At 66.6% G+C, this 15,312-nt stretch carries 14 protein-coding genes; 12 read left to right on the top strand and 2 right to left on the bottom strand.

The features are described 5' to 3' along the window. Positions 1 to 33: 33 nt before the first annotated feature. From AC50X9_RS02510 to sucD, 3 genes are all read left to right on the top strand, one after another. On the top strand, positions 34 to 378 hold the full coding sequence (locus AC50X9_RS02510; RefSeq protein ID WP_494889837.1) for a hypothetical protein: 345 nt from the start codon (positions 34 to 36) through the stop codon (positions 376 to 378). Between the two features lie 224 nt (positions 379 to 602). Continuing rightward, on the top strand, positions 603 to 1,772 hold the full coding sequence (sucC, locus tag AC50X9_RS02505) for an ADP-forming succinate--CoA ligase subunit beta (RefSeq protein ID WP_494889835.1): 1,170 nt from the start codon (positions 603 to 605) through the stop codon (positions 1,770 to 1,772). 12 nt (positions 1,773 to 1,784) lie between these two features. Beyond that, positions 1,785 to 2,687: a succinate--CoA ligase subunit alpha gene (gene sucD / locus AC50X9_RS02500; RefSeq protein WP_018776033.1), complete on the top strand. Its 903-nt coding sequence runs from the start codon at positions 1,785 to 1,787 to the stop codon at positions 2,685 to 2,687. A gap of 190 nt (positions 2,688 to 2,877) precedes the next feature. Here sucD and AC50X9_RS02495 read toward each other — a convergent pair whose 3' ends face one another. Beyond that, complete coding sequence (locus tag AC50X9_RS02495) at positions 2,878 to 3,360, bottom strand: SRPBCC family protein (RefSeq protein ID WP_494889833.1); 483 nt, start codon at positions 3,358 to 3,360, stop codon at positions 2,878 to 2,880. Further along, complete coding sequence (locus AC50X9_RS02490; protein ID WP_494890176.1) at positions 3,357 to 3,701, bottom strand: ArsR/SmtB family transcription factor; 345 nt, start codon at positions 3,699 to 3,701, stop codon at positions 3,357 to 3,359. The genes AC50X9_RS02495 and AC50X9_RS02490 overlap by 4 nt, the downstream gene beginning before the upstream one ends. A 233-nt stretch (positions 3,702 to 3,934) precedes the next feature. On the opposite strand from AC50X9_RS02490, the gene AC50X9_RS02485 reads away from it, so the two are divergent. The 9 genes from AC50X9_RS02485 (at position 3,935) to AC50X9_RS02445 (ending at position 15,233) form a co-directional block, all read left to right on the top strand. Beyond that, positions 3,935 to 5,578, top strand: a complete 1,644-nt coding sequence (locus AC50X9_RS02485; RefSeq protein ID WP_494889831.1) for an alkaline phosphatase D family protein — start codon at positions 3,935 to 3,937, stop codon at positions 5,576 to 5,578. Further along, positions 5,575 to 6,873: an alkaline phosphatase family protein gene (locus AC50X9_RS02480; RefSeq protein WP_494889829.1), complete on the top strand. Its 1,299-nt coding sequence runs from the start codon at positions 5,575 to 5,577 to the stop codon at positions 6,871 to 6,873. The genes AC50X9_RS02485 and AC50X9_RS02480 overlap by 4 nt, the downstream gene beginning before the upstream one ends. A 173-nt stretch (positions 6,874 to 7,046) precedes the next feature. Then, positions 7,047 to 7,451: a tautomerase family protein gene (locus tag AC50X9_RS02475; protein ID WP_494889827.1), complete on the top strand. Its 405-nt coding sequence runs from the start codon at positions 7,047 to 7,049 to the stop codon at positions 7,449 to 7,451. A 215-nt stretch (positions 7,452 to 7,666) separates the two neighbouring features. Further along, entirely contained in the window at positions 7,667 to 8,668 is a 1,002-nt protein-coding gene (gene iolC / locus AC50X9_RS02470) for a 5-dehydro-2-deoxygluconokinase (protein WP_494889825.1), read from the top strand. After that, positions 8,665 to 9,660, top strand: a complete 996-nt coding sequence (locus AC50X9_RS02465; RefSeq protein WP_494889823.1) for a Cgl0159 family (beta/alpha)8-fold protein — start codon at positions 8,665 to 8,667, stop codon at positions 9,658 to 9,660. Before iolC ends, AC50X9_RS02465 begins: the two co-directional genes overlap by 4 nt. 39 nt (positions 9,661 to 9,699) lie before the next feature. Continuing rightward, positions 9,700 to 11,628, top strand: coding sequence for a 3D-(3,5/4)-trihydroxycyclohexane-1,2-dione acylhydrolase (decyclizing) (gene iolD / locus AC50X9_RS02460; RefSeq protein WP_494889821.1), 1,929 nt, complete (start codon positions 9,700 to 9,702; stop codon positions 11,626 to 11,628). A gap of 47 nt (positions 11,629 to 11,675) precedes the next feature. Next, the gene (locus AC50X9_RS02455) at positions 11,676 to 13,187 is read left to right on the top strand and encodes a CoA-acylating methylmalonate-semialdehyde dehydrogenase (protein WP_494889819.1); all 1,512 of its coding nucleotides are present in this window, start codon (positions 11,676 to 11,678) and stop codon (positions 13,185 to 13,187) included. 91 nt (positions 13,188 to 13,278) lie between these two features. Next, positions 13,279 to 14,190, top strand: coding sequence for a sugar phosphate isomerase/epimerase family protein (locus tag AC50X9_RS02450; protein WP_494889817.1), 912 nt, complete (start codon positions 13,279 to 13,281; stop codon positions 14,188 to 14,190). Positions 14,191 to 14,219: 29 nt separating this feature from the next. Next, complete coding sequence (locus tag AC50X9_RS02445; protein WP_494889814.1) at positions 14,220 to 15,233, top strand: Gfo/Idh/MocA family protein; 1,014 nt, start codon at positions 14,220 to 14,222, stop codon at positions 15,231 to 15,233. Positions 15,234 to 15,312 lie beyond the last annotated feature (79 nt).

Here is a 15,312-nt window from a genome sequence, read left to right as displayed (position 1 = left end):
TCGCGGTACCCCGAACCCGAGGCGAAAGACGCCGTGGATGACTGCGGCGGCACCGGGCTCGGCTACCTCGGCGGAGCCGCGCTGCTCACTCCGGAGCGCGCCAGCTACGGCGAGTGCCGCTCCGGCGTCACACAGCAGGAGGCCGAATTCGGGCCCAGTGGGACCCGGTCAGGCCCGGGTTCGCAACTGCCTGTCCTCGACGAGGGCCAGAACCTGGAGCGCAACGGCCTGCGCTGCTCGGCCTTCAACGGAGGGGTAGCCTGCGGAAACGTCCCCGCCGGAGGCGCCTTCTTTGTCTCACGCGACCATTACGAACTGATCTCAGACGCCGGCAAACAGGTCTCCGAGACAGCTTCTGAAGCCCCAAAAACCCCGTAATCTAGCGGTTTTTCTACGCTCAATAGAATAGTGTCCTTACTCACATTACGGGTAGTCTGGAACGGGCCGGTCTCAAGAAAGGGCTAGAGTTCCGAGAGGAGCATTGCGCCGTGTGGCTCGTTTCCAAGCTAGTTGCAGGGTGCGTTTATTCCGCAGCCCGGTATCCGCGATAACGCGGGGTCCGGCTGTACAGAAACTACTTCGACGTAGAAGGACACTAAACCGTGGACCTGTTTGAATACCAGGCGCGCGATATGTTCGAGGCGCACGGTGTACCCGTGCTTGCTGGCATCGTGGCGCACACCCCTGAAGAAGCAAAGGCAGCTGCCGAGAAAATCGGCGGCGTAACGGTCGTCAAGGCTCAGGTCAAGGCCGGAGGCCGCGGCAAGGCCGGCGGCGTCAAGGTCGCCAAGACCGCTGACGAGGCGTTTGAACACTCCACCAACATTCTCGGCATGGACATCAAGGGTCACACCGTCCACCGCGTGATGATTGCCCAGGGTGCGGACATCGCCGAGGAATACTACTTCTCCGTCCTGCTGGACCGGGCCAACCGCAACTACCTGGCCATGTGCTCGGTAGAAGGCGGCATGGAAATCGAGCAGCTCGCCGTTGAGCGCCCCGAAGCCCTGGCCAAGATCGCAATCGACCCGGCCGTCGGCATCGACCAGGCCAAGGCCGACGAAATCGTCGCCGCTGCAGGCTTCGCCGAGGAACTGCGCGGCAAGGTCGCCAGCGTCATCCTGAAGCTCTGGGACGTTTTCAAGAAGGAAGACGCCACCCTGGTGGAGGTCAACCCGCTGGTTCTGACCGGCGCCGGTGACATCGTTGCCCTCGACGGCAAGGTCTCCCTCGACGAGAACGCCGGCTTCCGCCACCCGAAGCACGCCACCCTTGAAGACAAGGACGCTGCGGACCCGCTCGAGGCCAAGGCCAAGGCGCAGGACCTCAACTACGTCAAGCTGGACGGCTCCGTAGGCATCATCGGCAACGGTGCCGGCCTGGTCATGTCCACCCTCGACGTCGTTGCTTACGCCGGAGAGAACCACGGCAACGTCAAGCCCGCCAACTTCCTGGACATCGGCGGTGGAGCTTCCGCCGAGGTCATGGCAGCAGGCCTCGACGTCATCCTGGGCGACCCGCAGGTCAAGTCCGTCTTCGTCAACGTCTTCGGCGGCATCACCGCCTGTGACGCCGTCGCCAAGGGCATCGTCGGTGCACTGGCCGAGCTGGGCCACTCCGCGAACAAGCCGCTGGTAGTCCGCCTCGACGGCAACAACGTTGAGGAAGGCCGCCGCATCCTGGCCGAGGCCAACCACCCGCTGGTTACCCTGGCCGCCACCATGGACGAGGGCGCCGACAAGGCCGCCGAGCTCGCCAACGCAGCGAAGTAAAGGGACCCGACTATGTCTATTTATCTGAACAAGGACTCCAAGGTCATCGTCCAGGGCATCACCGGCGGCGAAGGCACCAAGCACACCGCCCTGATGCTCAAGGCCGGCACCAACGTCGTCGGCGGCGTCAACGCCCGCAAGGCCGGCACCACCGTCCTGCACGGCGACACCGAGATCACCGTCTTCGGCACCGTCAAGGAAGCCATGGCCGAGACCGGCGCTGACGTCTCCATCGTCTTCGTGCCGCCGGCCTTCACCAAGGACGCCGTCGTCGAAGCCATCGAGGCCGGCATCGGCCTGGTCGTCGTCATCACCGAAGGCGTGCCGGTCCAGGACTCCGCGGAGTTCTGGGCACTGGCCCAGTCCAAGGTTGACGCCAACGGCAAGCAGGTCACACGCATCATCGGACCGAACTGCCCCGGCATCATCACCCCGGGCGAGGCCCTCGTTGGCATCACCCCGGCGAACATCACCGGCAAGGGCCCCATCGGTCTCGTCTCCAAGTCAGGCACCCTGACCTACCAGATGATGTACGAACTGCGCGACCTCGGCTTCTCCACCGCCATCGGCATCGGCGGCGACCCGGTCATCGGCACCACCCACATCGATGCCCTTGAGGCCTTCGAAGCGGACCCGGAAACCAAGGCGATCGTCATGATCGGCGAAATCGGCGGCGACGCAGAGGAGCGTGCCGCTGACTACATCAAGGCACACGTCACGAAGCCCGTCGTTGGCTACGTGGCAGGCTTCACCGCTCCGGAAGGCAAGACCATGGGCCACGCAGGCGCCATCGTCTCGGGTTCCGCAGGCACCGCCCAGGCCAAGAAGGAAGCCCTCGAGGCTGCCGGCGTCAAGGTCGGCAAGACGCCGTCCGAGACCGCCAAGCTCCTGCGCGAAGTCTTCGCAACCCTCTAGGCTCCAAGCACCAAGCACAACGCGGGGTCACTTACGGCCCGTCCCGCACCCCGGGATGGGCCCGAAGTGGCCCCGCGTTGCTGTTTAATCGTTTTGCTGTTTAGGCACGACGGCGGCAGGTCGCCATCCCCGGCGAACCCGGGGAGGTGGCCGGCCGCCGTCGTATCTTGCCACTCAGTGAGGCTGCGCCTCAGACTTTGGCGCCGGCGAGCAGTTCGTCGAGCCGCTCGTAGCCTTCTGACAGACCGTCTTCCATGCCGGACTGCGCCATGCCGTCGCGCGCCTCCATGCTGGGATAGACCCCGTGGGCCACCAGCCGGGTGCGGCCGCCGCCAAGATCCTCGAAGGTCAGGAACTCGATGCTGACCACATCCGGGTAGCCGTCGAACTCGAAGGTCTGGATGGCGAAGTCGTTTTCCCGGACCGTGTGGAAGATGCCGTTGAAGGCGTAGGAGTCGCCGTCAGGACTCGTGTGGGTGTAACGGTAGCTGCCGCCGGTGCGGAAATCGTAATGGTCGATGTCCATCTTCAGCCGCCGCGGGCCGAGCCACTGGGCGACCAGGGCGGGCTCCTTGTGGGCCCGGAAGACGTCGGCGACGGGGAAATCGAACTCCCGTTCGCAATCGATGAAGGGCAGTCCCTCCGGAACACTGAGTTTCAGGGCGTTGGTCATGATGATGAATCCTTTGCCTGTGTGCCGCGTGCTGCGGCGTTGGATTGGAGCACGGCGTCAAGGCTGCGGAACTGCTCCTCGCGGACCAGCCGGTACTGGTCGATCCATGCGGTGAGCGCCTCCAGCCGTGCGGGGTTCAGGTGGACGGGCCGGCGCTGGGCGTCACGGGTGCGCGTGACCAGCTGCGCCTGCTCGAGGACCTGGATGTGTTTCGAGACCGCCTGCTTGGTGATCGCGAAAGGTTCCGCCAATTCATTCACGGTGGCCGGACCCCGGCTGAGCCGGGAGATGATGCGGCGGCGGACGGGGTCGGCGAGGGCCAGAAACGCCGCGTTGAGCATCCCGTCGTCGCGTTCGTCCACTGGGTGCACCACCTCCTCGCCGCCAGTAATCAATTAGACGGTTGATCAACCTTGTAGTTGTTTAAGGATAAAACGCGACCCGCAGCAACGCAAGGGGCGTATTGCTCCGGCGGCGGGAATGGGCGCTGCGCCACGAGAACTCTGGGCGAACGTGCGGTTAACTGGCCGGAAAAGCGCCGGTCGATCGCGGAATCATCCGGATACTGGAAGGCATGACTACCTTTACTCGTCGTCAAGTACTGCGTTCAGCGGGAGTCGCCGCCGTGGCCGGAGCCATCGCCACCGGCACTCCAGCGGACGCTTTTTCAGCCCCCAATACCGGCCTCTTTGGCCACGGGATCGCCTCAGGAGATCCCATGCCGGGGAGCGTGCTGCTGTGGACCCGCGTCACGCCCACCCCGGAATCACTACCGGGCAGCGGCGCCGGCCCGGCCGTTTCCGTCCGATGGGAAGTATCCACCGATTCAGCGTTCACGAAGGTACTGGCCCGCGGCACGGCCTCCACCGGCCCGGCCCGCGACCACACCGTCAAGGTTGTGGCGGGCCGGCTGCAGCCCGCCACAAGCTACTGGTACCGGTTCATTCTCGGGGAGGAGATGTCGCCCGTTGGCCGCACGCGGACGGCACCGGCCGCGGGGGCCGCAGTGGACCGGCTGAAGTTCGGGGTGGTGTCGTGCGCGAACTGGCAGGCGGGCCACTTTTCCTCATACCGCCATCTGGCCGCACGCGGCGATCTCGACGCCGTCCTGCACCTGGGTGACTACCTTTACGAATACGCACCCGGTGACTATCAAGCCCGCGACGTCGTGGTCCGTCCGCACGATCCTGCCGTCGAGATGACCCAGCTGACCCACTACCGGACCCGCCATGCACAGTACAAAACCGACCCCGACCTCCAGGCGCTGCACGCTGCGGCCCCGTTCATCGTGACCTGGGACGACCACGAATCGGCCAACGACGCCTGGAAGGGTGGCGCCGAAAACCACACCCCGGGCGTCGAAGGCAGCTGGAGCGAGCGCTTCGCCGCCGCGCACCAGGCGTACGCCGAGTGGATGCCCGTCCGCTACGAACCGGGCGGCCAGCTTTACCGCCGCCTGGACTTCGGCTCACTGGCCAGCCTGTCGATGCTGGACCTGCGCTCCTACCGCGACCAGCAGGCAGCAAACGGTGCGGATCCCGCGGTCGGTAGCCCCGCCCGTACAATCACGGGCGCCGCCCAGATGGACTGGCTGCTGGGCAACCTCAAGTCCACGGGACCGCAGTGGAAGCTCGTGGGCAACCCCGTCATGATTGCCCCTGTCCGGGTCCCCTCGACCCTGAGCACCGCAGAGTTGGCCGGTGTCCAGAAACTGATGGGCGGGACGAACATCAGCGGCATGCCTTACAACGTGGACCAGTGGGACGGCTACGAGGTGGACCGCAACCGCGTGGTCCGCCACCTGCGGGATAACGCTGTGAAGGACACTGTCTTCCTCACCGGCGACATCCACTCCGGCTGGGCCTGCGACATCCCCGCCGATCCGGCCAGCTACCCGGTCACCGGCGATTCCGTGGCCGCGGAACTGGTCTGCACCTCCGTCACGAGCGACAACCTCGACGACATCCTGAACGTTCCGGCCCGGACCGTATCCGTCGGCGTAGAGAACGCCATCAAGGCGGCCAACCCGCACGTGAAGTACCTGGACTTCGACTCGCACGGTTACTCAGTCCTGGACGTCACCGCGGCAGGCGTCCGGATGGACTGGTTCGTCCTCGCCGAACGCACTTCCCCCAGCTCAGGAGCCACACTGTCCACCTCGTTCAACGTTCAAGCCAACACCGGCAAGGTCAGGTCGACGCAGGGGGGACTCCAGTGAGCCGCTCTCCGCGGCAGGGCACGCCAGGCAGCAGACATTCGACGCCGGGACGCCGGCAGTTCCTGCAGATCGCAGCTGCCGGCGGTGCCGCCGTCGTGCTCTCCGCAGCCCAGGGTGCCGCCTGGGCCACCCCGGCCGCGGGACGGACCCGAAGCTACGTGCTGGTCGTGGACGGCTGTCGGCCGGATGAGATCACCAGCGGGCTGACGCCGAGACTCGCTGCCTTGCGCGATGCCGGCACCAATTTCCCCGCGGCACGCTCCCTGCCCGTCATGGAGACCATTCCCAACCACGTCATGATGATGACGGGGGTTCGCCCGGACCGGTCGGGCGTACCGGCCAACGCCATCTTGGACAAGGCCGAAGGCGTGATCCGCGACCTCGACCGGTCCACCGACCTGCACTTCCCCACACTTCTGGAACGGCTGCAGGACCGCGGGTTCACCACCGGATCGGTGCTCAGCAAGAAGTACCTCTACGGCATCTTCGGCGCCCGGGCAAGCTACCGGTGGGAACCCCAGCCGGTGCTTCCGGTGACCGGCCACGCGCCCGACGCCGCCACCATGGACGCGCTGCTGGCGATGGTGGGGGGCCCGGACCCGGACTTTGTGTTCACCAACCTGGGCGACATCGACCGCGTGGGCCACTCGGACCTTTCCGGAACCACGCTGCGTGCCGCAAGGGAGGCCGCCCTGGCGCACACGGATCTGCAGGTGGGCCGGTTCGTCGACCACCTCAAGGAGGCTGGCAAATGGGATTCCAGTGTGGTGATGGTGCTCGCCGACCATTCCATGGACTGGTCCCTCCCCAGCAACGTCATCTCGATCGACCTCATCCTCCAGGCCCGTCCGGAGCTGCACTCGAACATCACGATTGCCCAAAACGGCGGCGCGGACCTGATCTATTGGACCGGACCCGAACCGGACCGTGCGGCCGGACTCGACGCCGTCGAACGGCTGGTCGGCGCGCATGAGGGCGTGCTGTCGGTCAACAAACCGGCGGACCTCCGGCTGGGCGACGAGGCCGGGGACCTGGTTGCCTACTGCCGCGCGGGCTGGCGCTTCTCCGACCCCTACGTGGCTTCCAACCCGATCCCGGGCAACCACGGGCACCCAGCCACGGAGCCGATCCCGTTCTTCATCACCGGCGGAAGCCCGCTCGTGGTGAAAGGCTCGGCGTCTTCCGAAGCCGCCCGCACCGCCGATGTTGCGCCGACCATCGGCGGAATCTACGGATTGAATCCCCCCGCCGGCGGCTATGACGGCACGGCCCGGAGCTCTGCCTTCACCGGGTAACCAGGCCCCTTCCCGCAGACAACGCGGGGTCACTTCTCGCCCATTCCAGGCCTCGGGATGGGCGAGAAGTGACCCCGCGTTCCTTTTTGGGGGCCGGTATTGGCGCCGGAGGCTTGTGTTGCCCGAAAATTCCTTGTTAGTATGTCAGGACAAACTATCGAAAGGAGTTGCGAGTGCCTCTCGTGCGAATAGACGTCAACCAGGGCCGCAACCCCGGGCAGCTAGCGGAGCTCAGCCGGGGGATCCACAACGCCATCCTGGCCGAATATGGCATTCCGGAGCGGGACTACTTTCATGTGATGACCGAGCATCCGCAGGGACAGATCATCGCCCAGGATGCCGGCCTCGGTTTTGAGCGGACCCCGGACGTGGTGATGATCCAGATTTTCACCCAGGCCGGGCGCAGCCAGCAGGCGAAGCGGTCTCTGTTTGCCGCCATTGCGGGAAAGCTGGCGGCCGTGGGCGTTGCCGGCGAGGACGTGTTCATCGGTTACGTCGAGAACACTGCGGGGGACTGGTCCTTCGGTTTCGGCCGGGCGCAGTACGTCACCGGCGAGCTCGGCGTTCCCGGAAAGTAGCCGCAGAGCCTCACCCAAAGCCGCCCGGGCAGCCCTGCCCCGGCGGCCGGTCAGCATCTCCTCATCAAGTTGTAAATATGTCAGTACAAACCTTTGACAGTACATGGATTCTAAGGCAAAGTAGTTGGTGTGGCCCGGCTCACGCCAGCCCGCCAAGCATCGAAGCTCAGGCTGTGTACAGGTACAGAGTTCACACAGAAAGGTCCACGATCCCCGTGACCCACGAACTGCTCACGATCGGGCGCATCAGCGTTGATATCTACCCGAACGACATCGGGGTGGATCTGGAGGATGTGACGTCCTTCGGCAAATACCTTGGCGGCTCCCCGTCCAACGTGGCCGTCGCCGCTGCCCGCCATGGACGCCGCAGCGCAGTTATTACCCGCACCGGCGACGACGCCTTCGGCACCTACCTGCACCGCGAACTGCGCAAGTTCAACGTGGACGATTCCTTCGTCACAGCGGTCAAGGAATGGCCCACCGCGGTCACGTTCTGCGCGATCAAGCCCCCGGACGACTTTCCGCTCTACTTCTACGGACGGTTCCCCACCGCCCCGGACCTGCAGATCAAGGCGGCGGAACTGGACCTGGACGCCATCCGCGACGCCGGCATCTTCTGGTCCACCGTGACCGGCCTCTGCCAGGAGCCCAGCCGCGGCGCGCACCTGAAAGCCCATGAGGCACGGCCCCGCACCGGCCTGAAGCCGGGCCAGTACACCATTTTGGACCTCGACTACCGGCCGATGTTCTGGGCTTCCGAAGCCGAAGCCCGGGAACAGGTCGCCAGGATCCTCCCGCACGTCACCGTGGCCATCGGCAACGACAAGGAATGCGCCGTCGCCGTCGGCGAAGGCACTCCGGACGAGCAGGCCGACCGGCTGCTCGCGGCTGGCGTCGAAATCGCCGTCGTGAAGCTCGGTCCTGAAGGTGTGATGGCGAAGACCCGCACCGAACGCGTCGTGTCCGCTCCGGTCCCGGTGGAAACCGTCAACGGCCTCGGCGCCGGCGACTCCTTTGGCGGGGCCTTCTGCCACGGACTGCTCTCCGGCTGGCCGCTTGAGCAGGTCCTTGATTTCGCCAACGCGGCCGGCGCGCTGGTCGCATCCCGGCTGTCCTGTGCCGATGCCATGCCGACGCCGGACGAAGTCACCACGCTGCTCGCCGAACGCGGCCGGCTGGCGCCGGGGCAGTACGCCACCGAAGGAGCGACCCTGTGAGCCTGCATCCCGCCTCCGCCACCGCCGTGGTGGACGATGATCCCCGCCGCTACGAGCACCTGAGCATCATCCGGCTCGAAGACCCGGACGCCATCGCCCGGGCCGCGAAGGCACGCCGCCGGCACCCCGGCCCGAAATCCGGCCGACAGAACTTTATTGTCGCTGCCGACCACCCGGCCCGCGGCGCCCTCGCCGTCGGCAATGACCCGGTGGCCATGGCCGACCGCCGCCAGCTCCTGGACCGGCTCCGGATCGCGCTCGCCAACCCTGACGTGGACGGCGTCCTGGCCTCACCGGACATCATGGACGATCTGCTGCTGCTTGGCGCGCTGGATGGCAAGCTGCTGTTCGGCTCGATGAACCGCGGCGGGCTCTCGGGCCTGGTCAACGAACTCGACGACCGCTTCACCGGCCACACCGCCGCCGCCCTGGAGGCGCTGGGTGCCGACGGCGGCAAGATGCTCACCCGCATCTGCCTCAGCGACCCGGACACCGTGGCCACCCTGGAAGCCACCGCCCATGCGATCGATTCGCTCGCCGCGCGCAAGCTCATCGCCATGGTGGAACCCTTCCTCTCCGTCCGGGAAAACGGCAAAATCCGCAATGACCTGTCGACGAACGCCGTCATCAAGTCCGTCGCCATCGCCGAAGGACTCGGCTCCACGAGCGCCTACACCTGGATGAAACTGCCGGTCGTGGCCGAGATGGAACGCGTTCTGGCAGCCACGACGATGCCCACCGTGCTGCTCGGCGGGGACCCGGACAGCAGCCAGGACGACGTGTTCGCGAGCTGGGAAGCAGCCCTCGCGCTGCCCGGCGTGCAGGGACTCACCGTCGGCCGGACCCTGCTCTACCCGCACGACGGCGACGTCGCCGGCGCGGTGGCGACCGCCGCGTCGCTGCTCCACCACACCGCCTCCACGCGGACGCCCTCCGCCGGCACCGCAACCAACCGCACCGCATCCGCCCGCACCGCAGAAGTATCGGAGTAACTTCCCATGGGAATCACAGCTGCATCAGGAACACGCAGAATGACGGTCGCCCAGGCCGTCGTCGAATACCTGTCCAGGCAGTACACCGTTGATTCGATCGGCGGCCAGGACTACCGGGAACGCCTGATCCCGGGCACCTTCGGGATCTTCGGCCACGGCAACGTTGCCGGCGTCGGCCAGGCCCTCAAGCAGTACCAGCAGCTCGATCCGACGATCATGCCGTACTACCAGGGCCGCAACGAACAGGCCCAGGCGCACCAGGCCGTCGGCTACGCACGGCACACCCGCCGCCGGCAGACCTTCGCGATCAGCACCTCGATCGGGCCGGGTTCCTCCAACCTGCTGACCGGGGCCGCGCTGGCCACCACCAACCGGCTGCCCGTGCTGCTGCTGCCGAGCGACACCTTCGCCACCCGCGCCGCGGACCCGGTGCTGCAGCAGCTCGAACAGCCCCACGGCTACGACATCACGGTCAACGACGCGTTCCGTCCGCTGTCCAAGTTCTTTGACCGGGTGACGCGGCCCGAGCAGCTGTTCTCCGCCTTCCACCACGGATTGCGGGTGCTGACGGACCCGGCCGAGACCGGCGCCGTCACCATCTCGCTGCCGCAGGACGTGCAGGCCGAGGCCTTCGACGTGCCCGAGGAATTCCTCGCCGAACGCGACTGGCGGATCCGCCGCCCCGACGCCGACGACGAGGACATCCGCCGCGCCGCCGCGGCCATCCGGGCCGCCAAACGCCCGCTCATCATTGCCGGCGGCGGCGTGCTCTACGCCTACGCCAACGACGAACTCGCGAAGTTCGTCGAGCTGACCGGCATCCCGGTCGGCAACACCCAGGCCGGCGTCGGCGTCCTGCCCTGGGACCACAAGTTCTCGCTCGGCGCGGTCGGCTCCACCGGCACGACGGCGGCGAACGCCATCGCCGCCGAAGCGGACCTGATCATCGGGATCGGCACCCGCTACGAGGACTTCACCACCGCGTCCCGGACCGCGTTCCAGAACCCGGACGTGAAGTTCATCAACATCAACGTCGCCGCGATCGACGCCTACAAGCACGGCACCTCGCTGCCGATCGTCGCGGACGCCCGCAAGGCCCTGGTCAAGCTGAACCGGGCCCTGGCCGGCTACCGGATCGGCGCCGACCTCGAACAGCAGGTCGCGGCCGAGAAGGCCCGCTGGGACGCCACCGTGGACGAGGCCTTCGATACCCGCTTCACGCCGCTGCCGGCCCAGAACGAGATCATCGGCGCCACCCACCGGGCCATGGACGCTCAGGACGTGGTCATCTGCGCCGCCGGGTCCCTCCCGGGCGACCTGCACAAGATGTGGCGCGTCCGGGACCCGTTCGGCTACCACGTCGAATACGCCTACTCCTGCATGGGCTACGAAATCCCCGGCGGCCTCGGCGTCAAGCGCGCGGCCCTCGCCGAAGCCGCGACGGGCGGCGCGCAGCGCGACGTCGTCGTGATGGTGGGGGACGGCTCCTACCTGATGATGCACACCGAACTCGTCACCGCCGTCGCAGAACGGATCAAGCTGATCGTGGTCCTGATCCAGAACCACGGCTACGCCTCGATCGGCTCGCTCTCCGAATCCCTCGGCTCCCAGCGCTTCGGCACCCAGTACCGCGCCCTCGACGAGGAACAGCACAGCTTCGACGACGGCGACCGGCTCCCTGTGGACCTCGCCCTGAACGCGCAAAGCCTCGGCGTGAAGGTGATCCGGATCGAACCGGGGGAGAAGGTCATCGCCGAGCTGGAACAGGCCGTCCGGGACGCCAAGGCGGCGCCCGAACGCGGCGGCCCGATCCTCATCCACGTCGAATCCGACCCGCTGCTGGACGCACCCAGCTCCGAGTCCTGGTGGGACGTCCCGGTCTCCCAGGTCTCCGAGCTCGACTCCACCAAACAGGCCTTCCAGACCTACATCGACCACAAGAGCCGCCAGCGCAAGCTGCTCGGCTGACCCCGGCCCCCAGAGCCATCCCAGATACCAACCCCCAAGGACATTTGATGAGCACCCTCACCACCACCAAAACCATCCACCACTTCATCAACGGCGCCGAAACCGCAGGCGCTGGCGACCGCACCCAGCCCGTGTACAACCCCGCCACCGGCGCCGTCACCGCAGAGCTGCGGCTGGCGAACCGGGCGGACCTGGACGCAACCGTCGCCGCCGCCCGCGCCGCGGCAGATTCCTGGGGCGACTTCTCCCTGGCCAAGCGCACCGCCGTGCTGTTCAAATTCCGTGAACTCGTCGCGGCCCACGTGGACGATCTCGCCGAGCTGATCACCGCCGAGCACGGCAAGGTCCTCTCCGACGCCAAGGGCGAGATTGGACGCGGGCTGGAGGTCATCGAGTTCGCCTGCGGCATCCCAACCCTGCTCAAGGGCGACTACTCGGACCAGGTGTCCACCGGGATCGACGTCTTCTCCTTCCGCGAGCCGCTCGGCGTCGTCGCCGGGATTACCCCGTTCAACTTCCCGGTCATGGTGCCGCTGTGGATGGCACCGATGGCGATCGCCACGGGCAACGCCTTCATCCTCAAGCCCTCCGAGCGGGATCCCTCCGCCTCGATGCTGCTGGCCAAGCTGTGGAAGGACGCGGGCCTGCCCGACGGCGTCTTCCAGGTCCTGCACGGGGACAAGGAAACCGTCGAGGGCCTCCTGACCCACCCGGACGTGGACGGCATTTCCTTCGTCGGCTCCACCCCGATCGCCCAGTACGTCCACGAGACCGCCACCAAGCACGGCAAGCGCGTCCAGGCCCTGGGCGGGGCGAAGAACCACGCCATCATCATGCCCGACGCGGACCTCGACAACGCCGCGGACCACCTGGCCGCCGCCGCCTTCGGCTCCGCCGGTGAACGGTGCATGGCCATCTCGGTCGCCGTCGCCGTCGGCGAGGCCGCCGACCTGCTGGTCAAGAAGGTCGAGGAACGCGCCCTGGCCGTCAAGGTCAACAACGGCACCGTGCCCGACGCCGAGATGGGCCCGGTCATCACCCCGGCGTCCAAGGACCGTATTGTCCGGATCGTCACCGAAGCGGAAGCCGCCGGCGCCGCGATGGTGGTGGACGGCCGCGACCTTGTTGTCCCCGGCCACGAGGACGGCTTCTGGGTCGGCCCCACCGTCCTGGACCACGTCAAGACCGAAATGACCGCCTACAGCGAGGAAATCTTCGGACCCGTCCTCGTCGTCGTCCGCGTCGAGGACCTCGACGCCGGCATCGCGCTGATCAACGCCAACCCTTACGGCAACGGCACCGCCATCTTCACCTCCTCCGGTGCCAACGCGCGCAAGTTCCAGCGTTCCGTGGATGTCGGCATGATCGGCATCAACGTCCCGCTTCCGGTGCCGGTGGCGCACCACTCCTTCGGCGGCTGGAAGGCCTCGCTCTTCGGCGACAAGCACATCTACGGCCCGGAGGGCGTCTCCTTCTACACCCGCGGCAAGGTCGTCACCTCGCGCTGGCCCGAACCCACCCACGCCTCCGGCGCCTCCTACAACTTCCCGTCCAACTAAGCGACCCGACTACCCACAATCGACTGCTCCGCAACCGCCGTTTTGAGCGTCCAAAACGGCACCTGCGGAGCAATCGATGAGAGGAATGGCAATGACTGAGAACAAGCTGATCATCGGCACCGCGCCGGATTCGTGGGGCGTCTGGTTTGCGGATGACCCCAAGCAGACCCCGTGGGAACGCTTCCTCGACGAGGTGGCCGAATCCGGTTACAAGTGGATCGAACTCGGCCCCTACGGCTACCTCCCCACCGACCCGGCCCGGCTGGCCGAGGAACTGAAGGCCCGCGATCTGAAGATCTCGGCCGGCACCGTGTTCACCGCCTTCCACCGCGGCCTGGACCAGTGGGAATCCGCGTGGGAGCCGGCCCGCAAGGTCGCCGAACTCACCGCAGCGATGGGCGGCGAACACATCGTGGTCATCCCCGCGATGTGGCGCGACGACGTCACCGGCGAGGCGGTGGAAAGCGGCCAGCTTACCGAGAAGGCCTGGAGCGACCTCTTCACCGGCCACAACCGTCTCGGCAAGACCCTGCTGGAGGACTTCGGCCTGAAGCAGCAGTTCCACTCGCACGCCGACTCGCATGTCGGCGCGCAGGAGGACATTGAGACCCTCCTCGCCGCGACCGACCCGAAGCACCTCAACCTGTGCCTGGACACCGGCCACGCCGAATACTGCGGTGCGTCCAGCCTGGAGCTGATCAAGAACTATCCGGACCGGATCGGCTACCTGCACCTCAAGCAGATCAACCCGGACATCCTCAAAAAGGTCAACGCGGAGAACATGACCTGGGCCGCCGCCAACCTGGCCGGAGTGATGACCGAACCGCCGAACGGACTCCCGGACCTGCGCGCCGTGATCGAGGCCGTCGAGGCGCTGAACCGGCCCATCTTCGGCATCGTGGAACAGGACATGTACCCCGTCGCCTTCGACGTCCCGATGCCGATCGCCAAACGCACCCGCAACTACCTGCTCTCCTGCGGCTCCCGCACCGTTGTCAACTAGAGCCGTCAACCAGAACTGAGGACAAGACCATGACCAAGACCCTCCGCGTAGCAGTCATCGGCGCCGGCCGTATGGGCGCAGACCACATCCAGCGGCTCAACACCCGCATCCACGGCGCGGAGGTTGCCGCCGTCGTCGACGTCGACCTCGCCCGCGCCCAGGCCGCCATCGAAGGCATCCCGGGCGCCGTCGCCCTGGCCGACGCCGACGAGGCCCTCAACAACGGCGACGTCAACGCCGTGCTGATCGCCACGCCCGGCTTCCTGCACGAGAACATCCTGCTCAAGGCGATCGCCAAGGACATCCCGATCCTCTGCGAGAAGCCGCTCACCCCGGATGCCGCGTCCGCCTGGAAGATCGTCGAGGCCGAGGAGAAGCTGGGCCACCAGCGCATCCAGGTCGGCTTTATGCGCCGCTTCGACGCCGAATACGCCGCTCTCGGCAAGATCATCCGCGACGCCGAACTCGGCGAGCTGCTGATGCTGCACCACCAGCACCGCAACCCGACCACCCCCGCCGGCTTCACCAACGAGATGCTGATCAACGACTCCGTGGTGCACGAATTCGACGCGATCCGCTACTTCACCGGCGAGGAAATCACCTCCGTCCAGGTCCGCCTCGGCAAGGCCACCCGGAACGCCCCGGCCGGCCAGCACGACCCGCAGCACGTGCTGATCGAAACCGAATCCGGAGTCCTGGCCGACGTCGAGATCTACGTCAACGCCAAGTTCGGCTACGAAGTGGCCACCCAGGCCTCCTTCGAGGATGGCATTGTCAGCATCGGCGGGGACAAGGGCCCGTACACCCGCAGCAACGGCCACTGGGGCGGCAACGTCACGCCCGGTTTCGAGGAGCGCTTCGGTGCCGCCTACGACGTCGAAATCCAGTCCTGGGTCGACGCTGCCCTGCGCGGTGAAATCGGCGGCCCGACGGCCTGGGACGGGTATGCCACCGCCGCCTGCTGCGAGGCCGGCGTCGAGGCGCAGAAGAACGGCGAAAAGGTCGCCGTGAAGCTGAACGCCAAACCCGCCCTCTACCGCTAGCAAGAACGGGAGGAGGCCCGGCCTCCTTCCCGTTCCCGCCGGTCCGACGCACAACCTGACTGATCCACAATGGAGTGTT

The organism is Pseudarthrobacter sp. HLT1-3, from assembly GCF_059383535.1.
The sequence above is the reverse complement of the archived record's forward strand: the minus strand, read 5'-3'. Positions and strand labels throughout refer to the sequence as shown.